The 23,967-nt window shown below is 69.7% G+C and carries 23 protein-coding genes; 4 read left to right on the forward strand and 19 right to left on the reverse strand.

Annotated features, from left to right (window positions below):
- Window positions 1–182: 182 nt before the first annotated feature.
- The 5 genes from ACFOYW_RS18045 to ACFOYW_RS18065 all read right to left on the reverse strand — a co-directional run bounded on the left by ACFOYW_RS18045 (window position 183) and on the right by ACFOYW_RS18065 (window position 5,957).
- Window positions 183–830: a response regulator gene (locus ACFOYW_RS18045; RefSeq protein WP_390232315.1), complete on the reverse strand. Its 648-nt coding sequence runs from the start codon at window positions 828–830 to the stop codon at window positions 183–185.
- Between the two features lie 37 nt (window positions 831–867).
- Window positions 868–2,031: a hypothetical protein gene (locus ACFOYW_RS18050; protein ID WP_390232318.1), complete on the reverse strand. Its 1,164-nt coding sequence runs from the start codon at window positions 2,029–2,031 to the stop codon at window positions 868–870.
- Window positions 2,028–3,188, reverse strand: coding sequence for a sensor histidine kinase (locus ACFOYW_RS18055; protein WP_390232321.1), 1,161 nt, complete (start codon window positions 3,186–3,188; stop codon window positions 2,028–2,030). The genes ACFOYW_RS18050 and ACFOYW_RS18055 overlap by 4 nt, the downstream gene beginning before the upstream one ends.
- Window positions 3,185–4,423, reverse strand: a complete 1,239-nt coding sequence (metX, locus tag ACFOYW_RS18060) for a homoserine O-acetyltransferase MetX (protein ID WP_390232323.1) — start codon at window positions 4,421–4,423, stop codon at window positions 3,185–3,187. The genes ACFOYW_RS18055 and metX overlap by 4 nt, the downstream gene beginning before the upstream one ends.
- A 205-nt stretch (window positions 4,424–4,628) precedes the next feature.
- Window positions 4,629–5,957 carry a bifunctional o-acetylhomoserine/o-acetylserine sulfhydrylase gene (locus ACFOYW_RS18065; protein WP_390232325.1) on the reverse strand — a complete coding sequence of 443 codons (1,329 nt, stop codon included), beginning with the start codon at window positions 5,955–5,957 and terminating at the stop codon, window positions 4,629–4,631.
- A gap of 162 nt (window positions 5,958–6,119) precedes the next feature.
- On the opposite strand from ACFOYW_RS18065, the gene ACFOYW_RS18070 reads away from it, so the two are divergent.
- Entirely contained in the window at window positions 6,120–6,896 is a 777-nt protein-coding gene (locus ACFOYW_RS18070) for an SDR family oxidoreductase (protein WP_390232328.1), read from the forward strand.
- Between the two features lie 82 nt (window positions 6,897–6,978).
- On the opposite strand, the gene ACFOYW_RS18075 is transcribed toward ACFOYW_RS18070, so the two are convergent.
- Entirely contained in the window at window positions 6,979–7,674 is a 696-nt protein-coding gene (locus tag ACFOYW_RS18075; protein ID WP_390232331.1) for a uracil-DNA glycosylase, read from the reverse strand.
- 162 nt (window positions 7,675–7,836) lie between these two features.
- Between ACFOYW_RS18075 and ACFOYW_RS18080 the strand changes: the two genes are divergently transcribed.
- Together ACFOYW_RS18080 and ACFOYW_RS18085 are read left to right on the forward strand one after the other, a co-directional pair.
- The gene (locus tag ACFOYW_RS18080) at window positions 7,837–9,006 is read left to right on the forward strand and encodes an acyl-CoA dehydrogenase family protein (protein ID WP_390232334.1); all 1,170 of its coding nucleotides are present in this window, start codon (window positions 7,837–7,839) and stop codon (window positions 9,004–9,006) included.
- Window positions 9,007–9,090: 84 nt separating this feature from the next.
- On the forward strand, window positions 9,091–9,678 hold the full coding sequence (locus tag ACFOYW_RS18085) for a GNAT family N-acetyltransferase (RefSeq protein WP_390232337.1): 588 nt from the start codon (window positions 9,091–9,093) through the stop codon (window positions 9,676–9,678).
- 45 nt (window positions 9,679–9,723) lie between these two features.
- Here ACFOYW_RS18085 and ACFOYW_RS18090 read toward each other — a convergent pair whose 3' ends face one another.
- The 3 genes from ACFOYW_RS18090 to ACFOYW_RS18100 are packed head-to-tail and all read right to left on the reverse strand — an operon-like array spanning window position 9,724 to window position 11,857.
- Window positions 9,724–10,500, reverse strand: coding sequence for a hypothetical protein (locus ACFOYW_RS18090; protein ID WP_390232340.1), 777 nt, complete (start codon window positions 10,498–10,500; stop codon window positions 9,724–9,726).
- Window positions 10,497–11,471: an ABC transporter ATP-binding protein gene (locus tag ACFOYW_RS18095; RefSeq protein WP_390232343.1), complete on the reverse strand. Its 975-nt coding sequence runs from the start codon at window positions 11,469–11,471 to the stop codon at window positions 10,497–10,499. The genes ACFOYW_RS18090 and ACFOYW_RS18095 overlap by 4 nt, the downstream gene beginning before the upstream one ends.
- On the reverse strand, window positions 11,468–11,857 hold the full coding sequence (locus ACFOYW_RS18100) for a GntR family transcriptional regulator (protein ID WP_390232346.1): 390 nt from the start codon (window positions 11,855–11,857) through the stop codon (window positions 11,468–11,470). Before ACFOYW_RS18100 ends, ACFOYW_RS18095 begins: the two co-directional genes overlap by 4 nt.
- Window positions 11,858–11,990: 133 nt before the next feature.
- On the opposite strand from ACFOYW_RS18100, the gene ACFOYW_RS18105 reads away from it, so the two are divergent.
- The gene (locus ACFOYW_RS18105; protein ID WP_390232349.1) at window positions 11,991–13,217 is read left to right on the forward strand and encodes an ROK family protein; all 1,227 of its coding nucleotides are present in this window, start codon (window positions 11,991–11,993) and stop codon (window positions 13,215–13,217) included.
- Here ACFOYW_RS18105 and ACFOYW_RS18110 read toward each other — a convergent pair.
- The 10 genes from ACFOYW_RS18110 to ACFOYW_RS18155 form a co-directional block, all read right to left on the reverse strand.
- Complete coding sequence (locus tag ACFOYW_RS18110) at window positions 13,200–14,480, reverse strand: MFS transporter (RefSeq protein WP_390232352.1); 1,281 nt, start codon at window positions 14,478–14,480, stop codon at window positions 13,200–13,202. The genes ACFOYW_RS18105 and ACFOYW_RS18110 overlap by 18 nt on opposite strands.
- Entirely contained in the window at window positions 14,470–15,627 is a 1,158-nt protein-coding gene (locus tag ACFOYW_RS18115; RefSeq protein ID WP_390232355.1) for an N-acetylglucosamine-6-phosphate deacetylase, read from the reverse strand. The genes ACFOYW_RS18110 and ACFOYW_RS18115 overlap by 11 nt, the downstream gene beginning before the upstream one ends.
- A complete protein-coding gene (locus tag ACFOYW_RS18120; RefSeq protein WP_390232358.1) occupies window positions 15,624–16,520 on the reverse strand; it encodes a sugar phosphate isomerase/epimerase family protein in 897 nt (298 codons plus the stop codon). Before ACFOYW_RS18120 ends, ACFOYW_RS18115 begins: the two co-directional genes overlap by 4 nt.
- Complete coding sequence (locus tag ACFOYW_RS18125) at window positions 16,517–17,662, reverse strand: Gfo/Idh/MocA family protein (protein ID WP_390232361.1); 1,146 nt, start codon at window positions 17,660–17,662, stop codon at window positions 16,517–16,519. Before ACFOYW_RS18125 ends, ACFOYW_RS18120 begins: the two co-directional genes overlap by 4 nt.
- Window positions 17,659–18,504: a sugar phosphate isomerase/epimerase family protein gene (locus tag ACFOYW_RS18130; RefSeq protein WP_390232363.1), complete on the reverse strand. Its 846-nt coding sequence runs from the start codon at window positions 18,502–18,504 to the stop codon at window positions 17,659–17,661. The genes ACFOYW_RS18125 and ACFOYW_RS18130 overlap by 4 nt, the downstream gene beginning before the upstream one ends.
- Window positions 18,501–19,250 (reverse strand): 6-phosphogluconolactonase, encoded by a 750-nt coding sequence (locus ACFOYW_RS18135; RefSeq protein WP_390232366.1) that lies wholly within the window; start codon window positions 19,248–19,250, stop codon window positions 18,501–18,503. Before ACFOYW_RS18135 ends, ACFOYW_RS18130 begins: the two co-directional genes overlap by 4 nt.
- Window positions 19,250–20,161: a carbohydrate ABC transporter permease gene (locus ACFOYW_RS18140; RefSeq protein WP_390232369.1), complete on the reverse strand. Its 912-nt coding sequence runs from the start codon at window positions 20,159–20,161 to the stop codon at window positions 19,250–19,252. The genes ACFOYW_RS18135 and ACFOYW_RS18140 overlap by 1 nt, the downstream gene beginning before the upstream one ends.
- Window positions 20,158–21,144, reverse strand: coding sequence for a carbohydrate ABC transporter permease (locus ACFOYW_RS18145; RefSeq protein WP_390232372.1), 987 nt, complete (start codon window positions 21,142–21,144; stop codon window positions 20,158–20,160). Before ACFOYW_RS18145 ends, ACFOYW_RS18140 begins: the two co-directional genes overlap by 4 nt.
- Window positions 21,145–21,166: 22 nt before the next feature.
- Window positions 21,167–22,471, reverse strand: a complete 1,305-nt coding sequence (locus ACFOYW_RS18150) for an extracellular solute-binding protein (protein ID WP_390232375.1) — start codon at window positions 22,469–22,471, stop codon at window positions 21,167–21,169.
- Between the two features lie 195 nt (window positions 22,472–22,666).
- Window positions 22,667–23,869 (reverse strand): ROK family transcriptional regulator, encoded by a 1,203-nt coding sequence (locus ACFOYW_RS18155; protein WP_390232377.1) that lies wholly within the window; start codon window positions 23,867–23,869, stop codon window positions 22,667–22,669.
- Between the last annotated feature and the right edge of the window lie 98 nt (window positions 23,870–23,967).

Genomic DNA, 23,967 nt, shown 5'->3' on the forward strand with positions numbered 1-23,967 from the left:
CCCGCTCAGCGCACCACTGTGCCCGCTTAGCCCGGCGCTGTGCCCGCTTAGCCCGGCACTGTGCCCGTTTGGCGCTTCTGTGCCCCGTGTAGCGGGAACAATTGCGTCAACCGGGCACAGTCACGGCCGACGTGTGACGCGGCCGACGTGTGACGCGGCCGACGTGTGACGCGGCCGACGCGTCAGTCGTTGTGGAGCAGGATGCCGTCGGCGATCGCGCGCTTCCGCAGCGCGACCTTCGTGCCGACGTCGAAGCCGGCGAGGCGGTACTTCTCGCGAATGCGCTTCAGGTAGCTCTTCGCCGTCTCGTCGCTGATGCCGAGCTTGAACGCCACCGACTTCACCGGCTCACCCGCGCCGTACAGCGCCATGACGCGGCGCTCCTGCGCGGACAGCTTCGGGCTCGACCCCTCGGTCTCGCCGAGCACGACCTCGAGCTCGGCCGAGATGAACGACTCGCCCTGCACGGCCGCGCGGACCGCCTCGGCGATCATCGCAGCGTCTTCGCTCTTCACGACGTACCCGAGGGCGCCGGCCGCGAGCGCCTCGCGTACGACGTTCGGGTCGGAGAGCGCGCTCATCAGCACGGTGCGGGTACCGGCGGTCTTGAGGGCCGACAGCTTCACCGAGATCGGGATGTTGTCCTTCAGGTCGACGTCGAGCAGCACCACGTCGACGGGGAACGCCGGACTCGTCAGCAGCTCAGGCCACGTGGCGATGGCGGCGACGACCTCGATGTCATCGGCTGCGTTGCGGATCCACTCGGTGAGCGCGCCGAGGATCATGCGGTGGTCGTCGACGATTGCGATCCTGATGGGTTGACCAGTCACTGGATTCCTTCTCTCGGGATGTCGTCGCACTCGGGGGTCAGCGGTCGGCGACCAGGTCGAGGGCGCAGTCGACGTCGACTCTTAGCGTAGGGGTGCTATATACGTCCGTATAGCGACCCACTCTGCTGATAGCCTGCCATGCCGCCGGATCAACCCGGCGTTTCGGCACACCGATGAGCTCGAGCGTGACCGCGAGACGCTGTTGTGCGCCGACGTTGTTTCGGCGCACCGTGACCGTCAGCGCCTGTGCGACCCGCTCGCCGTCGCCCGCCAGCATCCAGATGCCGGTGAGCAGGCCGTCCCGCTGATCGGGTGCGAGGCTCGCGGCGAGACCGTCGGGGTCGTCGATCGTCGAGATCGCGCCGAACACGGTCGATTCGGTGAGCGCGTGGTGCAGCCAGGTCTCGCTCTTGCGCGCGACGAGGTTCATGCGCAGCTGCGTCGCGATCGTCGACGCGCTGTCGGCGAGCGACTCGCTGAGGGGAAGCGGGGTGCGCCCGCTCGCGACGTCGTCGAGCAGCTGCTCGGCCTGCATGTCGAGGCGCACGAGCTGCTCGGATGCCGTCTGGCCGAGGCTCGTGGCGGCCGCGCTGGTCGTGCCCTTCGCCTGCGACAGGTCGGACTGGAACTCGACCATGTTCCGGAACGCCCGCACCGTGGCGACGCCGACGATGGGCGGCGCGAGAGCCAGCGCGAGAGACACGATGCCGGGCGCGAGATCGGGGTCGAGGGCGCCGGGTGCCGTCACCACGATGTCGACTGCCAGCAGGATGCCGAGCGCCGCGATCGCCAGGGTGATGCTGCGTTCGCGCTGATGCGCGGTGGCGAACATCGCGATTCCGGAACCCACACCGATCGCCGCGGTCGGATACGGGCCGGACACCCCGTTGCCGACCTGGTCGAGCACACCGAAGACGTCGAGCACGATGACGGCGCCGAACACGATGCGCGCGATCGTCCACCACGAGGTGGGCAGGCGAACCCGCCGTGCCGCGCCGAGCTGCGTGAGCGTGACGACGGCGAGCAGGAGCGCCCACGCCGCGATGTCGAGCGGCAGCATCGGGTAGCGGCGCGCGTCGAACAGGAAGAAGAGAAGGCAGACGGCGAGGATCACATCGGCGGCGAGGTTGATGCCGATCGCGAGGCGTTCAGTGCTGGGCGCGGATTCCTCGCCGCGCCGCTGCGGCATGGCATGGCTCACTTGGGCACCTCCAGCACGACCGTCGTGCCGCTGCCCGGGGCGGAGAACAGCCGCGCGTCGCCGCCCACGTCGCGCAGGCGCGCGACGATCGACTCGGTGAAGCCGAGCCGGCCGTGCGGGATGTCCTCGGCGGAGAATCCCACGCCGTCGTCGGTGACCATCGCTCGCACGCTCGAGTCGTCGTCGGTGATCGTGACGTGCGCCTCGCCCACCCCGGAGTGCCGTCGCACGTTCTCGAGGCTCTCGGCGAGGGCGAGCAGGAAGGCGTCGAGCGTGTCACTCGGCAGCAGCACCTGCCCCTTGCCGTGCCAGGTCACCTCGAGTCCCATGCGGCGGAACCGCTGCTTCACCGACTCGAGCGTGTTGCCGAGCGTGGATTCCTCGACCGGCCGCAGCTTGTACTCACCGCTCGCCTCGGGGTTCGGCGTGTACCCCATGCGCAGCTGGCGCAGCAGCGCAGCATCTTGACCGGCCTGCTCGCGCAGCGCCTGCTCGCTCACCCCGACGCCCGAGTGCGCGAGCAGGGTGAGCGTCGCGAGCACCGTGTCGTGCAGCAGCCGCGCGCCCTGCCGCCGACGCGCTTCAGTCTCGCTCGCGACCCGCTCGGCCCGGTAGGCGTCGCTCATCGCCGAGATGCGCAGCATCGCCTGCGGCACGATGCGCCCCAGCCAGAGAGCGAGCACGGCGCAGAACGCCCAGCCGCCGAGGCCGATCACGATCGCATGGAACGTGTAGGCCGCGTGCGTGTCCCTCAAGAACAGGGCGGTGAGCGACGCCACCAGGCTCAGCACGAACAGGACGATGCGCGGGCCCGTCGTCAGCAGCATGATGCCAAGCGCCCCGACCACGCCGCCCGCGATGACGCCGAGCGCATACGAAGTGGCCGTGTTCGTCGGGTCGACACCACCCGTCGCAACGCGGAGGGAGGCGACCGCGAGGACTTCGAGCACGACCACCCACCAGATGCTCGTCGAGGCGCTCAGCCGCAGGAATCCGATCAGCACCGCGACCAGCAGCGCCGCGACCGCGATCTCGCGGCCCGTCGACAGCGCGTACGGCAGAATCAGGCAGAGCAGCGCGGTCAGCGCCGACAGCATGCCCGTGACCCGGGCTGCCGCCGCGAGAAGGCGGTCGCGCTCCTTGGCGATGCGATTCATTCAGGCACGTGGTCTTGTCGGGTCGGGGGCATGGCGGCGAGCAGCCGAGCGAGCTGTTCGCCGATGAGTTCGTCTTCGATGAGGAACCCATCATGACCGTACTCCGACCGGATGACGACCGCGTTTCCGCCGTCGAGGCCGCCGGGCACGCCGGCCGCGATCTCGCGCTGGCCCTCGACCGGGAAGAGGCGGTCGCTGTCGATGCCGACGACGAGCGTGCGCGCCGTGACGCGCTCCAGTGCCGCCGCGACACCGCCGCGGCCGCGGCCGACGTCGTGCGAGTTCATCGCCTGAACGACCGTGACATAACTGTTCGCGTCGAAGCGTCGGGTGAACTTATTGCCGTGGAAGTCGAGGTACGACTCGACGGCGAAACGGCCGCCCCCGCCGAACGGGCTGATGTCGCTCTGCCAGCTGCGGGCGAACCGCGCATTGAGCTCGTCAGGGCTGCGGTAGTTGAGCAGCGCCATGCGACGCGCCAGCGCGAGCCCACGATGCGGACCCTCACCGTCGGCCTGGTCGTAATAGTCGCCACCACGGAAATGCGGATCGGTGCGCACCGCCTCGAGCTGCACCGAGTTGAGCGCCACCTGATCAGCGGTCGTCACCGGAGGGGCGGCGATGACACCGAGGCGCTCGACGCGATCCGGGTGGCTCACCGCCCACTCGAGCGCGCTCATGCCGCCCATCGACCCGCCGACCACAGCCGCCCACCGCCCGATGCCGAGCTCATCGGCGAAGCGCACCTGCGCCTCGACCTGATCGCGGATCGTCGTGAACGGGAAGCGAGGCCCCCACGGCTCGCCGTCAGGAGCGATGGATGCCGGACCCGTCGTGCCCTGGCACCCGCCCAGCATGTTGGGCACCACGACGAACCACCGGTCCGTGTCGATCGCCTTGCCCGGGCCGATGATGCCCTGCCACCAGCCCGAGGTCGGGTGACCCGGCCCCGCCTCGCCGACGGCATGGCTGTCGCCCGTGAGCGCATGTTCGATGAGGACGGCGTTCGAGGCATCCGCGTTCAATTCCCCCCATGCCTCATATGCGACCCGTACGTACGGCAGCGACTGCCCGCTCTCGAACGTGAACGGCCCGAGACCCACGAAGCGGCGATTGCCCACTGGATCGCTCTCTCGCCACGCGCCCGTGGCCGGTGGCTTGCCGAGCAGCGAGCGGAACTGCGCGTCGGTGACGAAACTCGACGGCACAGTGTCTTCAACGGTCTGCCACTCCATAAGGCGATTGTGCCAAGGAGTGGCAGACCGTCAGGGCTTTGTGACGGGTGCTACGCCGTCCGGCTGTGTTTGTTTGCGTGGCCCTGCCGGCCGCGGTGCGTTACGCCGTGCGGGCTGTGTTTGTTTGCGCGGCCCTGCCGGCCGCGGTGCGTTACGCCGTGCGGGCTGTGTTTGTTTGTTTGCGCGGCCCGCCGGCCGCGGTGCGTTACGCCGTCCTGGCGGCTTGAGCCACCGCGCTCGCCGCGGCGAGAGCGTTCTCGAGGTCCTGCTTCAGGTCGTCGACGTTCTCGAGGCCGACCGAGAGGCGCACGAGGCCCGGCGTGACGCCGCTCGTGAGCTGCTGCTCGGGGGTGAGCTGCGAGTGCGTCGTCGACGCGGGGTGGATCACGAGGGAGCGCACGTCGCCGATGTTCGCGAGGTGGCTGAACAGCTGCAGGCTGTCGACGAAGGCCTTCCCGGCGTCCACGCCGCCCTTGAGCTCGAACGACAGCACGGCACCCGCGCCCTTCGGCGTGTACTTGTTCGCCGCCGCGTACCAGGGGCTCGTAGGGAGGCCCGCGTAGTTGACGGACGCCACGTCGGAGTGGCGCTCGAGGAACTCCGCGATCTCCTGAGCGTTCTGCACGTGGCGCTCGACGCGCAGCGACAGCGTCTCGAGGCCCTGGATCAGGAGCCACGCCGAGATCGGCGCGATCGCCGGCCCCAGGTCGCGCAGCAGCTGCACCCGCGCCTTGATGATGAAGGCGAGCGAGTCGCCGACCGCCTGCGTGTACTGCACGCCGTGGTACGACTCGTCGGGCTCGTTGAGGCCCGGGAACTTGTCGGCGTGCTCCGACCAGGGGAAACGGCCGCCGTCGACGATGACGCCGCCGATGGTCGTGCCGTGGCCGCCGATGAACTTCGTCGCCGAGTGGATCACGATGTCCGCGCCGTGCTCGAAGGGGCGCAGCAGATATGGGGTGCCGATCGTGTTGTCGACGATGAGAGGCACGCCGTTCGCGTGCGCGATGCCCGCGACCGTCTCGAGGTCGAGGATGTTGACCTTCGGGTTGCCGATCGTCTCCGCAAAGAACAGCTTCGTGTTCGGGCGCACCGCCGCGCGCCACTCGTCGGGGTCGTCCTGGTCGACGACGAAGGTGGTCTCGATGCCGAGCTTCGCGAGCGTGTACTTGAACAGGTTGTACGTGCCGCCGTAGATCGACGCCGACGAGACGATGTGATCGCCGGCCTGCGCGATGTTCAGCACGGCTGACGTCTCGGCCGCTTGGCCCGAGGCGAGCAGCAGTGCTCCGGAGCCGCCCTCGAGCGCCGCGAGGCGCTCTTCGACGACGGCCTGCGTCGGGTTCTGGATGCGGGTGTAGATGTTGCCGAACTCGGCGAGGGCGAACAGGTTCTTCGCGTGGTCCGCGTCGTTGAAGACGTACGAAGTGGTCTGGTAGATCGGCGTCGCGCGAGCGTTCGTCGTCGGGTCGGGCGCCGCGCCCGCGTGGATCTGTTTGGTCTCGAACTGCCAGTTCGTCGGGTCGAGGGTCATGGTGATGCCTCCTGCGGTGGCTGAATGGGTCGGGTTGAGGGACTGGGTGGTCTGCGATGTGGCACCGACACTAGAAGCGTGGCATCCGTGCCGCAAAGGGGTGCTGACATACGCAGTCACACGTGCCTTCGCGGTGACACGGCCGCGCGACATGATGGAGTCATGGCGGATGCGAAAAGAGTCGTTGTCACGGGTGCGAGTTCGGGAATCGGTGAGGCGACGGCGCGGCTGTTCGCCGAGCACGGCTGGCGGGTCGTCGGCGTCGCGCGACGTGCCGACCGGCTGGCGGCGCTCGCCGCGGCCACGGGCGCTGAGACGTTCGTCGCGGATGTGACCGAGGAAGCGGATGTCGCGCAGCTCGCATCCTGGCTGGGGGAGAGCGGCGGTGTCGACGCGCTCATCAACGTGGCCGGCGGCGCCCGCGGCACGGACCCCGTGCCCGAGCTCTCGATCGATGACCTGCGATGGATGCTCGACGTGAACGTCATCGGCGTCGTGCGCGTGACGCAGGCCCTGCTGCCGCTGCTTCGCGAGGCTGCCCGGCGGTCCGGCTCCGCCGACATCCTGACCGTCTCGTCGACCGCGGGTCTGCAGGCCTACGCCGGGGGTGGCGGCTACAACGCGGCGAAGTTCGCCGTGCACGGCCTGTTCGGCGCGCTGCGGCTCGACCTCAAGGGCGAGCCGATCAGGGTCATCGAGGTCGCGCCGGGAATGGTGCACACCGAGGAGTTCTCACTCAACCGTCTCGGCGACGCCGGGAAGGCCGATGCCGTGTACGAGGGGGTCGACCACCCGCTCACGGGCGAGGACGTGGCATCCGTCATCGTCGCGGCCCTCGAGCAGCCGTGGTACGTCGACCAGGACCTGATCGTGCTGCGGCCGATCGCTCAGGCCGCCCAGTTCGCGGTGCATCGCGGTCCGCTCACCCCCAAGGCCTAGGACTCGGGGAGAGAACGCACGATCGGGGAGAGAATCCGGCACGGCCGGTCTCCCCGATCGTGCGTTCTCTCCCCTGGGTGAGTCAGGCGAGCGCCCAGTCCACCGGCGGCGCGCCCTGCTCGGCCAGGAGCGCGTTGGCCCGGCTGAAGGGACGCGAGCCGAAGAATCCGCTCGATGCCGACAGCGGCGACGGATGCGCCGAGGCGATGATCGGCGTCTCACCGAGCAACGGCCGCAGCGTGCCCGCGTCGCGGCCCCACAGGATCGCGACCAGCGGGGCGTCGCGCGCGACGAGCGTGCGGATCGCGTGCTCGGTGACGGCTTCCCAGCCCTTGCCGCGGTGCGAGGCGGCGGCCCCGGGCCGTACGGTCAGCACCCGGTTCAGCAGCATGACGCCGTGCTCGCTCCACGCCGTGAGGTCGCCGTGCGAGGGCACCGGAACCTCGAGGTCCTTGTGCAGCTCGCGGTAGATGTTCTGCAGCGAGCGCGGCACGGGGCGCACGTGCCGCTCGACGGCGAACGAGAGGCCGATCGGATGCCCGGGCGTCGGGTACGGGTCCTGGCCGACGATCAGCACCCGCACGTCCGCGAGCGGGTACGAGAAGGCGCGCAGGACGTTCGCGCCGGCCGGCAGATAGCCGCGCCCGGCCGCGTTCTCGGCGCGCAGCCACTCGCCCATCGCGGCGATCTGGCCGGCGACGGGCTCGAGCGCCTGCGCCCAGCCGGGGTCCATCGCACCCTCGGCGGCGAGCTGCGACAAGGACTTCGCGGGGGCCATGCGGGCAAGGTTATCGGGTGGTCGGTGTTGCGATTCCACAAGTCGGCTCGGCGTATGCGGCGCGGGTGAATAGTGATCCCACAGCAAGCTGCACGCACGGCCCCGCGCGTGCGTAACCTCTCCCCGGCGTGCGCCCAGATCGACAACAGGGAGGACCTCGCGATGGAGCGAGACATTTACGACGAAGACCACGAAGACTTCCGCGGCCTGGTGAAGGACTTCATCAAGCGGCACGTCACCAACGAGGCGATTCAGCGCTGGGACGCCGAGGGCGAGATCGACCGGGCGGCGATGAGAGCGGCCGCCGAGGCGGGCATCCTCGGCCTGTCCGTACCGGAGGAGTTCGGCGGTGGCGGCATGCTGCGGGACTACCGCTATCGCGCCGTCGTAGGCGAAGAGATCATCGCGGTCGGCGGAGGCTCGCTGGCCGGCGCCTTCGGCATCCAGGACGACCTCGCCGTGCCGTACCTCGTGCACATGGGCACCGAGGAGCAGAAGGCCAAGTGGCTGCCGCGCATGGCGACGGCCGAGGTCATCGGCGCGCTCGCCATGACGGAGCCCGGCGCGGGGTCCGACCTGCGCGGCATCTCGACCACGGCGAAGAAGGTCGAGGGCGGCTACGTCATCAACGGAGCGAAGACGTTCATCTCGAGCGGCAAGACCGCCGATCTGGTCGTCACGTTCGTGAAGACGGGGGAGGGCAACCGGCCGGATGCCTTCAGCATCGTCCTCATCGAGAACGGCATGGACGGCTTCGACCACGGCAAGAAGCTGAGCAAGCTCGGCTCCCACGGCCACGACACCGCCGAGCTGTCGTTCACCGACGTGTTCGTCCCCGAGGAGAACCTGCTGGGCGGCCAGGAGGGGCGCGGCTTCGTCCAGCTCATGATGAACCTGCCCCTCGAGCGCCTTTCGATCGGCGTGGCCGGCGCGTGCGCGGCGCAGGCCGCCCTCGCCTGGACCGTCGACTACACGAAGAGCCGCGAGGCGTTCGGCCAGCGGATCATCGACTTCCAGAACACGCGGTTCAAGCTCGCCGACGTCGCCGCGACCGTCGACGCGCTGTGGGCGTACGTCGACCGCGCGCTGCTCGCCTACAAGGACGGCAAGCTGTCGGCCGAGGAGGCCGCGAAGGTCAAGTTCTGGGCGAGCGAGCGCGAATGGGAGGTGCTCGACACCTGCCTGCAGCTGCACGGCGGCTACGGCTACATGAACGAGTATCCGATCACCCGCGCGTTCGCCGACGCGCGCGTGCACCGCATCTACGGCGGCACGAACGAGATCATGCGCGACATCGTGAGCCGCCAGCTCGCGGGCAAGCCCGGAGCGTAGGCGACGGCAACTGAGGGGCGACGATCGATCGGATCGCCGCCCCTCTGTGGTGTCGCGGGTCGCTGGGCACGACAGAATAGGCGTGTGCTGGAAGAGGAGTATCAGACGCGGCGGGTGCTGCCGCCCCACCTTCGCAAGCCGGCGCCCGAAGAGGCGCCGTTCTCGTACAGCATCCGCGAGGCGGTCCCCGAAGATCTGCCGCATGTTCGTGAGATCTACAACTACTACGTGACCAACTCGACGGTCACCTTCGACGACAAGCCGATGACGCTGCGCGCGTGGCGCACGAAGTACGACCACATCCGCAAGGCGAAGATGCCGTTCCTCGTGGCCGAGAGCCCGAACGGGCAGATCCTCGGGTACACGCTCGTCTCGCCGTGGTCGGCGAAGGCCGGGTACCGGTACACGGTCGAGAACTCGATCTACCTGGGGCCGGCCGCGACCGGGAAGGGACTCGGCACGCCGTTGCTCGAGGTGCTGCTCGACAAGTGCCGTGAAGCGGGCATCCGTGAGGTGATCGCCGTGATCGCCGATCAGGGGGCCGAGGCGTCGATCCGCATGCACGAGAAGCTCGGCTTCAAAGAGGTCGGGCGCATGGGCCGCGTCGGGTTCAAGTTCGGCCGGTGGCTCGGCACGGTGACGATGCAGAAGTCGCTGCGCGGCAAGCGCTAGCCAACGTGGCCGGCGCAGTGCGGTGAGCGTCGTGGCCGGCGCGCCTCAGCTCTTCGGCGTGGCGCGGCGCAGGGCCACGTAGCCGATGACCGCGAAGATCGCGGCCGGAAGCAGGAGCCACGCGGCGAACCCGGCCGGTCCGACGGCGACGAACCAGTTTCCGAGCCGCAGCCACGAGTTCGTGAAGGTGATGAGCGCCGCGGCGCCGACGAACACCAGCAGGAGCGCCAAGCCGATGACGAAGGTGCCGTTCATCCGCCACCGCACGAAGGCGGCGCCGAATACCGACCCGACGCAGAGCATGAAGAAGATGCCGGCGAAGAACGTCAGCAGACGCTCGCCGACATTGCCGGTGCCGTAGACGAGACCATGGAAGAGCACCGAGTGGAGGCCCCAGCCGTGCGTCCACTGCTCGAGGTACGACATCACCGTGCAGATCACCGAGAAGCCGGCCGACTGCAGGAAGAACATGAGCCCGGTCCCGAGCGCGAAGTCGCGCCGCGTCGAGGACATGCCGAGGGCGTAGGCGAAGGTCAGGTTCATCGCCTGCACGGCGAAGATCACCTGGTAGGGCAGAAAATACACGAGGCCGGGGGAGTAGCCCTGCCCGCTGTCGGCGTTGTGCCCCGTCGCGTGGACGATGAGGACCTGCACGAAGAGGAAGACCGCGAAGATGCTCGCGAGGGTGCCGAGAGGGGCGTACAGCGAGTTGACGCGGTTGGCGTAGTGCAGCCGCACGATGCGCCAGATGCGCGCCGAGGCGCTGGGCGCGTGGGCGGCGCTGCTTCGAGCGCCGGGTTCGATGAGCGTGACGGCGGTCATCGCGATGCTCCTTCGCGGCTGCGGCGGGGCGAGCCCGCGGTGGTGAAACCTGAGGGTGCGGCATCCGCTGCGCCGAGTGCGCCGCCGGTGCGGCGCACGATCAGCTGCTGCAGTGATACCGGAGTGAGTTCGAGGCCGGCGTTCACGGCATCCGTTCTCACGCTGTCATCGACCCCGTCGACCAGAACGGATGCCGTTCGGCCCAGCTCCTCGCGGTGAAGTACCTCGACTCGGCGCCGCGCGACGAACGCGTCGATGTCGGGCTTGCTGCCGACGATGCTCGCGGCGCGGCCGCGCAGCTCGTCGGCAGGCGCGTCGAGAACGATGCGGCCCTGGTCGATCACGATGACGTGCTCGAGCAGATTCGCGACCTCGTCGATCAGGTGCGTGCTGAGCACCACCGTGCGCGGGAACTCCGCGTAGTCGGCGAGCAGGCGGTCGTAGAAGATCTGCCGGGCGACCGCGTCGAGACCGAGATAGGGCTCGTCGAAGAAGGTGAGCGGCGCGCGGCTCGCGAGCCCGACGATCACGCCGACGGCCGAGAGCTGGCCCCGGCTCAGCTTCTTGATGCCGCGGTTCAGCGGCAGGCGGAAATCGTCGGCGAGCCGGCCGGCGAACTCGGCATCCCAGTTCTCGAAGAACCACGGAGCCGTGCGCAGCACGTGCTTGGGCTTGAAGTTGTCGGGGTAGCGCTGGCTCTCCTTGACGAAGGAGATGCGCTGCAGCACTGCGGCGTTCTCTCCGGGCGTCTGGCCGAACACCCTGACGTGCCCGCTCGACGGAAAGTCCTGCCCCGTCAGTACGTGCATGAGCGTCGTCTTGCCGGCGCCGTTGCGGCCGAGCAGACCCGTGATCGAACCGGCAGGGATCGTCACCGAGACGTCGTCGAGCGCGGTCATCGAGCCGAAGCGCTTGGTGAGCCCGCGAACCTCGATCGCGGGGTCGGCGGGAGGGGGAGTGTGATTGTTCATGTCCGGTCCTCGTTGGCCGCGGCCATGGCTGCGGGACTAGTGGATGTGATCAAGCCGGCGAGTGTCGTGGAGTCGATGCCGAGCTTCGATGCCTCGACGAGCAGGGGACGTACGAAGTCGTCGACGAACTGGGTGCGGCGGCTCGCGATGAGGCGATCGCGTGCGCCCGTGGCGACGAACATGCCGATGCCCCGTTTCTTGTAGAGGATGCCCGTGTCGACCAGGAGGTTGACCCCTTTGCCGGCCGTCGCGGGGTTGATGCGGTGGAAGGCGGCGAACTCGTTCGTCGATGGCACCTGGGATTCCTCGGCCAGGCTGCCGTCGATGATGTCGTTCTCGATCTGCTCGGCGATCTGGAGGAAGATCGGCTTCCCGTCGTCGATCACGCGAGCCCCGTTGATTGGTTCATTACTCGAGTAATGAACCACCGAACGAAGGCTTTGTCAAGTCATCCTTGCGCTGGTCGGCCGGTGGTGGGCTATGCTCGCTCCAACGTTTCTATTCAGGCTGAGAGGAACTATGGCAGCGGCCTCGTTGACGCGTGGTTACAACCGCAGCGTCGCGCTTTCATCGATCATCTCGGCCGTGGAACTCGACCGGCCCAGACTGGTGGCCGAGACCGGTCTCAGCCAGGCGACCGTCTTCCGGGTCGTCGACGATCTCATGCAGGACGGCCTCGTCGTCGAGACGGACGCGTCGCCCAGGGTGGGCCCGGGGCGCAACGCCACCCGGATCAGGTTCAACGAGTCGCACGCGATGGTGGTCGGCGTCGACCTAGGAGGCACGAACTGCCGGCTCGTGCTGTCGGACGCGCTCGGGAACACCCTCGGCAGGCTCGTCGACACGACGCCGGTGGCGCTGTCGGGCAGCGAGCTCGCCGACTGGCTCGCGGGTCACGTGTTCGAGCTGACTGCCCGCTACGGACAGGGTGCCGAGCTCGGCGCCGTCGGCATCGGCCTCCCCGGTGCGGTCGCGGGCGACAAGGAGCACGTCATCGCCTCCGTGAACCTGCCCCAGATCGCCGGCACCGAGTTCATCGACTGCCTAAGCGAGGCGACGGGGGTGCCGACCGCGGTCGACAACGACTCGAACCTCGCCCTCGTGGGGGAGTTGCAGTACGGCGCGGTGCCCCGCGGCGGCACGGTCGCGCTGCTCGTCATCGGCACAGGGCTCAGCGCCGCGGTCGCCGTCGACGGCCGCGTGCTCTCCGGGCGCGAGGGAGTGCTCGGCGAGTTCGGCCGCCTGCCGCTCTACGGCAGCGGGTACCGCGTGCGCGACCTCGTCTCCGGTGCGGGGCTGGTGGCCTACGCGGCGGATCAGGGTTATGACGTCTCATCCACGCGCGAGCTGTTCGCCAAGCCGCACAAGTACCGCCGCGTGCTCGACGAGGTGTATCGCGCGCTCACCCACCTCGCGTCGATCATGTCGATCGCCTACGAGCCGCAGTCGATCGTCGTCACGGGCGGCTTCTCCGAATCGCTCGACGAGGCATCGCTCGCACGGATCGCGGCGCAGGTCGAGACGAGCGTCAGCGTGCGCACGAGCATCCACCACTCGAGCCTGGGGGAGGCCGCCGGTCTGCTCGGCGCGATGTCGCTCGGCCTGTCGAACCTCTATCACGGCATCGGGGTCTACCGCGACGATCTCGCGGCGATCAGGAGCGACTCGGCGGCAGTCATCCGCTCGTTCGAGGCGAGCGCGCCGGAGCGGGAACCGATCAGGCTGCCGCTACGCAGCGTCGTCTAGGGCGCCCTGCGCGCCGCTGTTCGCTCCGCGTCGCCCCTGGCGCAGCACTGGCGCGGCGAGCCCCGCGGCGACGACGAGCACGGGCACGATCAGCAGGGCATGCAGAATGCCGGTTCCGCCGGCGACGAATCCGATGAGGGGTGGCCCGACGAGGGAGCCCGAGTAGCCGATCGCCGCGACGACCGCGATGCGCTCCGGCGCTCGCGCGGGCTCGTCGCCGGCCGCCGACATGCCGACCGGGAAGGCGAGGGCGATGCCGAGGCCCCACAGCGCCGCCCCGCCGAGGGCGGACGCGGCATTCGGAGCGAAGACGAACAGCAGGATGCCCGCGAGCGCCGTGACCGCCGATGCCCGCACGGTCTGCGTTCGGCCGAGACGGGTGAGGACTCGCGGTCCGAACAGCCGCGCGACGACGACGGCGACCGAGCACACGTCCGTGGTCGCGGCGGCGAGGCCCTGGGCGGCGCCGTGCCCGTCGACCATCGCGAGGGCGATCCAGTCGTTGGCGGCGCCGTTGGCGAACGACATCCCGAGCACGACCACCCCGATGAGCAGGGTGCGCGTCTCGAGCCACGCGGTGGATCGTCGTGCTGCAGGCCGTGCTGCGGGGCGGCTCGGCGTGCCGGGGCCGGCGGGTTCGGCCGGAACCGCCGTGCGAGCGAGGGTCGCCGTCGGCGTCAGCGCGCGCGTCACCAGAGGCAGCGAGAGCGCCATTGCCGCGGCGACCGCCACGAGCTGCACGACCGCGGGCACCTGCATCGCGGCGCACACGGCACCGAGCCCGGCACCGACGGCGGCGCCGATGCTGAACACGGCGTGGAAGTGCGGCATCACGGGTCGGCTGATCGCGTACTCGAGGTGCGTGCCCTCGACGTTCATCGCGACGTTGCACGTGCCGTTTCCGGCGCCCAGCAGGACGAGCGCGATCATGGTCGGCGCGAACCCGCCGGGGAGCACGGCGCCGGCACCCGCGCCGGCGAGTCCGAGAGTGCTGAGGCCGAGGGCCGCCGCGATGATCGTGCGCGGCGCCCAGCGGCCGGCGAGACGACTGGCCAGGGCGAACCCGATGATCGACCCGATCGAGATGCCGAGTGCGAGCACACCCATCTCGAACGCCGTCGCGTGCAGCGTGCCGCGCGCGGCGGGCACACGAGAGAGCCAGTTGGCGATGCCGAAGCCGGAGAGCCCGAAGACGGCGAAGATCGAGCGGCGCCAGGCACGGTTCAGCGTGCCGTCGCGCGTCGCGCGAGCGTCAGTCGACACGGATGCTTTCACCGCGCACAACGGTCTCACGCAAGCCGAGCCGTTCGCCATCCCAACTGAAGCGGACCAGGTCGCACGTGCCGCCCTCACGCAGCTCGCCGCCGCCGTCGGCGAGCCCGAGAAACCCGGCGGGGCGCGTCGATGCGAGCTCGATCGCCTCGGTGAGTGAGGCGATGCCGGCGGTGAGAATGAAGCGGATGCCGTCGAGCAGCGGGCTCGCCGAGCCCGCGAGCAGACGCGGCTCATCGGCGATGTGCAGCCGCCCGGTCGGCTCGAGCACGACCTCGGTGTGCTGCACTCCGCGGTACCGGCCGGGGGGCATGCGCGCCAGCGAGCTCACGTCGCTCACGAGCACGGCTCGCGGCCCCTTCGCGCGCAGCATCGCGGTGAGCGGCGCGGCGCCGAGGTGAAAGCCGTCGGCGATGAACCCGGCGGTGAGGCGGTCGTCGGCGAGCTGCGCCCAGATGTAGTTGGGGTGTCGCGGAAGCACCGCGTGGGCTCCGTTGCCGAGATGGGTCGACATCGTCGCTCCCGCGGCGATCGCCTCGGCGATCTGCGACTCGTTCGCGCCCGTGTGGCCGATCGATGCGATGACGCCGGCCTCGCGCAGCCGCGCGATGAACGCGGCGCTGCCGGGGCGCTCGGGAGCGAGCGTCACGATCCGGATGCGGCCGCCGGCCGCGTCCTGCCATCGCAGGAACTCGTCCCAGTCGGGGTCGCGCACCTGGGCCGGATCGTGGACGCCCCTCGGGCCGTCCTCGGCCGAGATGAACGGGCCCTCGACGTGCACGCCCGCGACGGCGTACCCGGCCTCCGGGTGATCATCGCAGGCCGTCGCGATGGCCCGCAGTGCGCCGACGATGTGTTCCTCGGAGGCGGTGCCGACCGTGGGGCAGAAGCGCACCACCCCCTCGCTCCGCAGTGCCCGCGCGGCGCCGACGACGTTCTCGGGGTCGGGGGCGCCGCGATTCAGGTCGAAGCCCGCGATCCCGTTGACCTGCAGATCGATGAGGCCCGGGGCGAGCCAGTCCTCGGTCGAGGCATCCGTCTCGGTGATGCTCGTGATCCGGCCGCCTTCCGCGGTCACCGTGACGGGTGTGCCGGTGCGCCAGTGCCGGCCGGTCCAGCTGGTCGCCGCGGCGGTCACTCGCCCGCGACCCGGGCCGCGACGGCGTGCAGGTAGCGGAGGTTGTCGGCGGTGCGCTCGGCGAGCGGCAGTGCGGTGGAGAAGTCCTCGACGGTGATCCATCCGTCGTATCCGACGGCCCGCAGTGCGCGGAAATAGGCGACGAGGTCCGCCTGGCCGGCGCGCAGCGGCGCGGGCTGGGGAGCCCAGTCGACCGTGCCGGCGAACTCGCCCGTCTCCTCGGACGGCGTCCCGACCCAGCGCGTGTTCTTCACGTGCACGTGCGCGAGGCGCTCGCCGAGCATCTGGAAGCCGGAGAGAGTGTCTTCCTGGCCTTCGGAGATCAGGTTGCCGACGTCGTGAATCACCGCGACCTGGCGCGGATCGATGCCGTCGAGCAACCGCAGCGCCGATGACGCCGAGGCGACGACGGTGCCGCGGTGCAGCTCGACGAGCGCGGTCACGCCGTGGTGCGCCGCGCGCTCGGCCACCCAGTGGAAGTGCTCGCGGGTCTCGTCGAACAGCTCGGGGTACGGGCGCCCGCTCGGCGCGCCGCCGCCCACGCTGGAGTTGCCGAGCGCCAGTGTGGTCACCCGGACCTTGTCGGCCCCGAGGCGCGCGGTTGCGGCAAGCATCCGCTCCACTCCGTCGTGGTCGTCGCAGCGCTCGTAGCCGCCGATCGCGGAGAGCGCGAGCCCCGCACCGCTGGTGAGGGCCGAGATCTCGTCGAGCCGGTCTTCGAGCCCGGTGAACGGCCAGGTCGAGCGGTTTCCGGCCCAGAAGCCCGGCGTCTCTGCGCTCTTCTGGTCGGTGATCCGCCACTCGATGCCGTCCCAGCCCTGCGCGCTCAACGTCTCGACGGCTTCCTGGGGCGTCCACTCGGGGGTGGACGCGGTGAACACTGCGAACTTCATCTTCCGGTCCTCACTTCCACGTCGGCGTAGCGCCCTGCGCGCACGTCGTCGAACAGCACGGGGCGACCGAGGGTCGCGGAGATATAGACGGCGCGCACCGCGCAGAGCGCGATCGCGGCAGCGCTGACCGGCACCCCGGGCGCGGTGCCGGTGCGGATCGCGCGGAGTACGTCGCGGTACTGCCGGATGTGCCCCTCTGGCAGCTGGCGCGCATCGCCGGGCGCCGTCACGGCCGGGGCGGGTGCCCCAGCGGATGACTCGCCGCCCGCCTCGTGCCCGGTCAGGTACACGAGCTCGTCGTTCTCGATGATCGCGCTGCCGCCCGACCCCATGATCTGCACGCGTGACTCGAGCCCGGGGTACGCCGCCGTCGAGGCGTGCATCATGCCGAGCGCGCCCGATTCGAACTCGATGGTGGCGACCATGGTGTCCTCGACCTCGACGCGCTCATGGGCGAGCAGCGCCGTGCGCGCCGAGATCTCGACCGGACGCCCCATCAGCGCGAGGAGCACGTCGAGGGTGTGCACGCCCTGGTTCATCAGGGCGCCGCCGCCGTCGAACTCCCAGGTGCCGCGCCACTCACCGGAGTCGTAGTACTCCTGGGTGCGCCACCGCGGCGACGTCGCGAGCGCCGAGGTCACGCGGCCGAGCCGCCCCGACGAGATCGCGTCGGCGACGGCTCGCGTCGCCGAGTCGAAGCGGTGCTGGCTGATCACCGACGCGACGATGCCCCGTTCGGCCGCGGCCGCGGCGGCGGCCTCGATCTCCGCGGCGTGCTCGAGCGACGCGTCGAGCGGCTTCTCGATGACGACGTGGCGCCCGGCCGCCAGAGCCGCGAGGCCCTGCCTGATGTGCATGCCGCTCGGAGTGCCGACCGACACCATGCCCACCCTCGGGTCCGCGAGCGCCTCGTCGAGCTCGGCGTAGACGGCCGGGCGCGACCCGGTGCGCGCGAGCGCGGCATCGGCGAAGGCCTCCCGCGCGCTCTCGATGGGGTCGACGACGGCGACCAGTTCCAGCTCGTCGATGGCCTCGATGGCCGCCACATGAGTGCGCCCGATCACGCCGCAGCCGACCATGGCCACACCGATCCGATCGGGCGCCTCCGGCCTCCGGGTCGTGGCATCCGATTGTGTGCTCACTGCATCTGCCCTCCGCATTCCGTGACGATCCCGGCGAACGCGCGGGCCGCGACGCCGAAGTTGCGCGGGCCGGTGAACCCGCCGAAGCGCCCCGCGGTCGCGAGGTGCGGCTCGAGCGACGCGAAGCCCGCGAACCCGTCGTCGACGAGTGCGCGAACCGTCTCGCGCAGCTGGCCGTGCCCTGCGCCGGCCGGCACGCTGCCCTGCTCGGGCACCGCGTCCTTCACCTGCAGGTAGCTGAGGTAGGGCCGCAGCAGCGCGTAGGCGTCGTCGAAGGGGCGAGCACCCGCGCGCACGAAGTTGCCTGCGTCCCACGCGAAGCGCAGAGCCGGGGATGCGACACCCGCCAGCACATCGTGGACGTGGGCCGGCGTGTCCCCGTAGACGCCGAGCTCGTTCTCGAGCAGCAGGATCAGGCCGGCCGCGGCGGCTCGCTCGGCGAGTGTGCCCATGCGCTCGACGACCTCGGCGCGCACCGCGCTCGCCTCGGCTCCGTCGTGCTGGAAGCTGAACACGCGGACGAAGCGGCTGCCGAGCGCCTGCGCCGCCGCGAGCGCCCGATCGAGCCGGGCGAGCTCGTCGGCCTGCGGTGCCCGTAGGTCGACCTTGCCGATCGGCGACGCCACGGCCGACACCGCGAACCCGGCCCCCGCGATCAGGTGCGCGAGCTCGGCGACGCGCTCATCCGCCAGCTCGACGATGTTGACACCCCACGCGCTGCGCACCTCGATGGCGGTCGCGCCGAGGGCTGCGAGCACCGCGAGCTGCACCTGGGGGTCCGCGTCGATCTCGTCGCCGAAGCCCGAGAGGACGAACCCCGCGGCCCCCGCCGGCGCGCTCACGAGAGCGCCTTCTGCCCCTCGAGCGCACTCGCCGACTCGCGGTCGAGATACAGGGTGCACGCGTCGTGCCGGCGCAGCACGGATGCCGGGCACGCTGTGCCGAGCGGCCCCTCGAGCGCGTCGCGCACCGCCGCCGCCTTCGCACGACCCGGCACGACGCAGAACAGCCGGGCGCCCGCCATCAGCGCGGGCACCGTGAGCGTGAGCGCACGGCGCGGTACGTCGCCAAGCGCCGCGAAGCAGCCGTCGTCGACCTGCTGCTGTCGGCACTCGGTGTCGAGCTCGACCTCTTTGACGAGCTTCGGGTCGTCGAAGTCGGCAACCGGCGGATCGTTGAAGGCGAGATGGCCGTTCACGCCGATGCCGAGGCAGACCACGTCGATCGGCTGCGCGGCGAGTGCCGTGGCATAGGCATCCGCTGTCTGCGCGTCGCCATGTGTGCCGAGGTAGTGGACCTCGCCGAACGGCAGCAGGTCGAACAGCGCGGTGTGCAGCCAGTTGCCGAAGCCCTGAGGGGCGGATGCGTCGAGGTCGACGTACTCGTCCATGTGGAACGCCGTCACCGCTGCCCAGTCGATGCCCGGTTGGCGGACCAGGGCGGCAAGCATCTCGGACTGGCTGGGGGCCGCGGCGAACACGACGCGCGCGGCTCCGCGCTGCGCGATCGTCGCGCGGAGCGCGTCCGCGACGTCGGCGGCCGCCGCGGCGCCGAGCCCCGCACGGTCGGGAAGGATCCGAACCTCCACTACCCCTTCACCGCCCCGGCCGACATGCCCGTCACCAGGTTGCGCTGCACGATCATGAAGAAGATCACGACGGGCAGCGAGAACAGCACGGACGCCGCGATGAGGCCGCCGTAGTCGGTTCCCTCGTTCGTGCTGAAGGAGACGAGCCACACGGGCAAGGTGTACTTCGACTGGTTCTCGAGCATCACGTAGGCCGTGATGAAGTCGTTCCACGCGTTGATGAACGCGAACACGCTCGTCGAGATGAGGCCGGGCAGCACCAGCGGGAAATAGATCGACCGCAGGATGCGCACGGTGCCCGCCCCGTCGACCTTCGCGGCCTCCTCGATCTCGTCGGGCAGCCCGACGAAGAAGCTGCGGAGCACCCAGATGCTGAACGGAAGCACGGTCGCGACGTAGGCGAGGATCAGCCCGAAGTAGCTGTTCAGCAGGCCGAGGCTCTTGAACGACAGGAACAGCGGGATGAGCAGCGCCGTGCCGGGGATCATCTGCACGCAGATGATCGCGATCAGGATCGCCCGCCGCCCGGCGAAGCGGAAGCGGGTCAGCGCAGCTGCCGCGAGGAAGCCGAGGACGATCGACACGATCACGGTGCCGAGGGTCACGATCAGGCTGTTGAGCAGCGAGGACACGAACCCCGCCTTCGTGAGCGCGTCGATGTAGTTGACGACGCTGAACGGGTGCGGCAGGAACTGCGGAGTCGTCGTCTCGATGTCGGCCGGCGTCTTGAACGAGGTGTTCAGCATCCAGTAGATGGGGAACACCCAGATCGCGCAGAGCGCATACAGCAGCGTATGGGCGACCGGATGCTTGGCCCGCCGGCGTCGGCGCTGCGTTCTCGCACCGGCGGAAGCGGCGGGGGTGGCGGAGGACAGGGCGCCCGCGGCGGCGGGTGTGGTGGCGGTGGTCACAGTGACTCTCCCGATCGAACCAGTCGGCGGATGTAGAAGACGGTGATCACCATCAGCATCAGTGCGGTGACGATGGCGATCGCGGAGCCCTGCCCGAACGAGTTCGAGGCGAAGGCCTTCTGGAACGACCAGATGCTCAGCGTGGTCGTCTTGTTGTCCGGGCCGCCCTGGGTGAGGATCCAGAGCTGGTTGAAGGTGTTGAAGTGCCAGATCAGCTGCAGGATCACGACGAGGTAGAGCACCGGCCGGAGGAACGGCAACGTGATCTGCCGGTAGATGAACCACCCGCCGGCGCCGTCGATCTTCGCCGCCTCGTAATACTCGGGCGCGATCTGCGACTGGCCGGCGTAGATCGTGAGCGCCACGAACGGCACGGACTGCCAGACGATCAGGATGAAGACGATCGCGAAGGCTTGAAACGGATGACTCGTCCAGCTGTGCTGCGTGTAGTCGCCGAACCAGCCGAGCTGCGTGATCATCCAGTTGAACACGCCGTACAGCGGCTGGAACAGCCACTGCCAGACGAGTGTCGACGAGACGGTCGGCAGCGCCCACGCGAGGATGAGGATCGAGCTGAGCACCATGCGCGAGAACGCGTTCACGTTGACCATCAGCTGCGCCATGGCCATGCCGATGGCCATGCACCCGGCGCACAGCGCCGCCGTGAACACGAGGGTGCGCAGCAGCACGGGCAGGAAGTCGCTGTCGGTGAAGATCGCCGTGTAGTTCGCGAAGCCGATCCACTGGTTCTGGCCCGTGAAGAGTGCTCGGAGCCCGAAGTCCTGGAACGAGTTGATGACGAGGCGCACGAGCGGGTAGCCGAGGATCGCGGCGAGCACGACCCCGGCGGGGATCAGGAGCACCACGGGGGCGACCCAGGTGCGCCGCCGGCGCCGTCCGGATCGACGCCCGCGTGCGACGTCGATCCGGACCGAACGCTCGAGGCCTGTTGCGTTCATCGGCGAGGAGCCGTGAGCAGACATGCGCTGACCGTCCTTAGGTGTGTCACTGGTTCGCGTTCAGTGCCTTGACGAGGTGGGCGCTGAAGGACTGTGCCGACTGGGACACGCTGCTCGTGCCCGCCGCAGCCTGCGAGAAGTAGGACAGGACCGTCTGATCGCTCTCGATGGTCGCCCAGCCGGGTGCCGCCGGGGTCGAGAAGCTCTTGTCCGCCGCCTTGAAGAACGCCTGCTGGTCGGGATCGATGCTCGGCGTCACCTCGTTGATGAGCTGCTGAGTGACCGGCGAGTGCCCGTCGAGCTTGGTGAGCTGATCGATCTGGACCGACTTGGAGTCGATCATCTCGACGAACTTCAGCGCGAGATCCTGGTTCTTGCTCTTCGCCGCGATGCCCAGGTCGGAGCCGCCGACGTAGGTCGGGGCAGCCTCGCCGGGATGGTTCGGGCTCGGCAGCACGAAGGAGCTGACCTTGCCCTTGAGGGCCGGGTAGCTCGTCAGGATCGACGTCAGCGAGTTGGCATTGCCGAGGATCGCGGAGGTCTTGCCGGTTCCGAACACCGCGTTCGGGTCGGGGGTGTCGAGCGGCGCGGTGCGCGAGGCCGTCGTGGAGTACTTGTTCTGGAACTCCTTGAACTCCTCGAGTCCCTTCTGGGCGGCGGGCGACGTCAGACCGGAGGTCCACTTGCCGCCCTTCTCCGTGGCGATCGTGCCGCCGGCGTCGGCGACGAACGAGAACCCGCCGTACCAGTAGGTGCCCGTCACGTAGATCGGCGAGAAGTCGGCCGAGGTGTTCTTCGCGGCCACCTTGTCGAGGTCGGCGGTGAACTCGGCGTAGGTCGTCGGCGGTGCTGTGATGCCCGCCGCCGCCCAGGTCGCCGTGTTGTAGATGACGCCGCGCGCCCCGCCGTAGAACGGTGCGGCGTAGAGCTTGCCGTTCACGGTCGCGGGCGCTGCGAGGCCGGTGAGGAACGTGCCGCCGTTGGAGAGCTTGCTCTTGTCCTTCGTGATGTCGGTGAGCGCACCGGTCGCGGCGAAGAGCGGAACGTCGGTGTTGCCGATCTCGACGACGTCAGGCGGCGTGTTCGTCGCGAGTGCCGTGGTCATCTTCGTGTTGATGTTGTCCCACTGCTGGGTCTCGATCTTGAGGGTGGCGCCGGTCTCGGTCGCGAACTGCTTCTCGATCGCGGTCTGCGACGCGGGCGTCACGGTGTTCTGCATCAGCCAGACAGTGAGGGTCTTCCCCTTCTCGCTGGATGTGCTGGAGCTGCTTTGGCTTCCGCTGCATGCGGTCAGCGCCACTGCTGCCGCGAGGCCTAGGGCGCCCGCCGCAGTGAGGTGTCTCATCCTCATGGTTTCCTCCTTGACGACTGGCTGCCCCAGGGGTTGGCGCACCAGGCGGGCGTGCGGGGTGGGGCTCGGTGCCAGATTATTTAGGAGTATTGGTTAATGTCCGGGCGGGGTCAATACGGTCAACGGGAGATTTACAAATTGAAATCACGATGAAATAAATTCGACACGGCGACCACACACGGGGGACGCGCGGTGTCAGGAGATCTCCTGCGCGGCCTCCGAAGGCACCGTCGCCGGGCGCATCCGCGCCGTGAACTCCGCCTCTCGGGCGAGCGTCACGCCACGCACGACGGCGCCGCGCACGGCCGCGTCGCGACCGAGGCTCGACACGGCGAGCCGGGTGCGCAACGGGGTGAGGGCGGCCAGACGATCGCTCAGGCCATCGCCGAGCAGGTCGAGGTTCCGCCCGACGCGACCGCCGAGCACCACGAGCTCGGGGTCGAGCACCGCCGAGATGCTCGCGATGAGCGTTGCGAGCATGTCGGACTGGCGACCGACGGCGCGCACGGCCGCCTCGTCGCCGGCGCGCGCGGCGGCATAGATCTCGGCCGCGGTGAGCTCGCCGGCCATGCCCGCCTCGTGCGCGTACGCGACGAGCGCCTCGTCCGCGAGGGCCCGTTCGAGCAGGCCCTCTTCGCGAATCGTCGCGGCGTCGCGCGGGGGGCCGAAGGGCAGGAAGCCGACCTCGCCGGCGGCGCCGTTGGCGCCCCGGTAGAGCTCGCCGTCGATGATCAGCCCCATGCCGACGCCGGTCTCGATGTGGAGGTAGGCGAAGGGGCTCACGCCCCGCCCCGCCCCCTCGGTGTACTCGCTCAGGGCCGCGAGATTCACGCTGTTCTCCAGTGTCGTGGGCAGTCCGAGGCCATCGCTCAGGGCGCGCGACAACCCGGATTGGCGGGAGCCCGGCATGTGCGGCGCGTAGCTCAGTCGGTCCTGCCCCGGCTCGTAGACGCCCGGCACCGCGATCACCGCGGCGCTGAACTGGCCGAGGTCGAGCCCGGCCCGCTCGGCGGCCTCGGCGGCGGCCGAGCGGACGGCTTCCACGAGCGGTTTGACGTTGCGCGCGCGATTGGGGCGCTCGATCCGGCTGAGCTGCGTGCCGAGCAGGTCGGCTGCGACGACGCGGATCGCGCCGACGCCGAGATCGACGGCGAGCACGCTGCCCGCGGTCGGGTCGGCCTCGTAGACCAGGGCCGGTCTGCCCGCGGGCTCATCGGACTGCCCGCTGGGTCGCACGAGCCCGGCCTCGACCAGGTTGGCGAGCGTCGCGAACACGGTCGGCTGCGACAGCCCCGAGTCGCGCGCGAGCTGCGGGCGGGTCGCCGCCCCGTTCTTGTACAGCCAATCCAGCAGGAAGCGCTGGTTCATCGTGCGCAGCAGCGTCGGAGCGATGGCCACGGCGGGCGCGTTAGCTGCGGAGCGTGATGGTGGCACGGCTCTCCTCTCGATTGGCGACGGTCTCCCATCATCGTGCGACCGTCGGGCCAGGAAGTCCT

Source organism: Gryllotalpicola reticulitermitis (assembly GCF_042651345.1).
GTDB lineage: Bacteria > Actinomycetota > Actinomycetes > Actinomycetales > Microbacteriaceae > Gryllotalpicola > Gryllotalpicola reticulitermitis.

What these genes read in the sequence shown, in the direction of transcription:
- ACFOYW_RS18095 (WP_390232343.1), bottom strand. Translation starts at nt 11,471, where the DNA reads ATGAACAATCACACTCCCCCTCCCGCCGACCCCGCGATCGAGGTTCGC.
- metX (WP_390232323.1), bottom strand. Translation starts at nt 4,423, where the DNA reads ATGGAGTGGCAGACCGTTGAAGACACTGTGCCGTCGAGTTTCGTCACC.
- ACFOYW_RS18150 (WP_390232375.1), bottom strand. Translation starts at nt 22,471, where the DNA reads ATGAGGATGAGACACCTCACTGCGGCGGGCGCCCTAGGCCTCGCGGCA.
- ACFOYW_RS18105 (WP_390232349.1), top strand. Translation starts at nt 11,991, where the DNA reads ATGGCAGCGGCCTCGTTGACGCGTGGTTACAACCGCAGCGTCGCGCTT.
- ACFOYW_RS18070 (WP_390232328.1), top strand. Translation starts at nt 6,120, where the DNA reads ATGGCGGATGCGAAAAGAGTCGTTGTCACGGGTGCGAGTTCGGGAATC.
- ACFOYW_RS18075 (WP_390232331.1), bottom strand. Translation starts at nt 7,674, where the DNA reads ATGGCCCCCGCGAAGTCCTTGTCGCAGCTCGCCGCCGAGGGTGCGATG.
- ACFOYW_RS18090 (WP_390232340.1), bottom strand. Translation starts at nt 10,500, where the DNA reads ATGACCGCCGTCACGCTCATCGAACCCGGCGCTCGAAGCAGCGCCGCC.
- ACFOYW_RS18055 (WP_390232321.1), bottom strand. Translation starts at nt 3,188, where the DNA reads ATGAATCGCATCGCCAAGGAGCGCGACCGCCTTCTCGCGGCGGCAGCC.
- ACFOYW_RS18080 (WP_390232334.1), top strand. Translation starts at nt 7,837, where the DNA reads ATGGAGCGAGACATTTACGACGAAGACCACGAAGACTTCCGCGGCCTG.
- ACFOYW_RS18120 (WP_390232358.1), bottom strand. Translation starts at nt 16,520, where the DNA reads ATGAAGTTCGCAGTGTTCACCGCGTCCACCCCCGAGTGGACGCCCCAG.
- ACFOYW_RS18065 (WP_390232325.1), bottom strand. Translation starts at nt 5,957, where the DNA reads ATGACCCTCGACCCGACGAACTGGCAGTTCGAGACCAAACAGATCCAC.
- ACFOYW_RS18145 (WP_390232372.1), bottom strand. Translation starts at nt 21,144, where the DNA reads ATGTCTGCTCACGGCTCCTCGCCGATGAACGCAACAGGCCTCGAGCGT.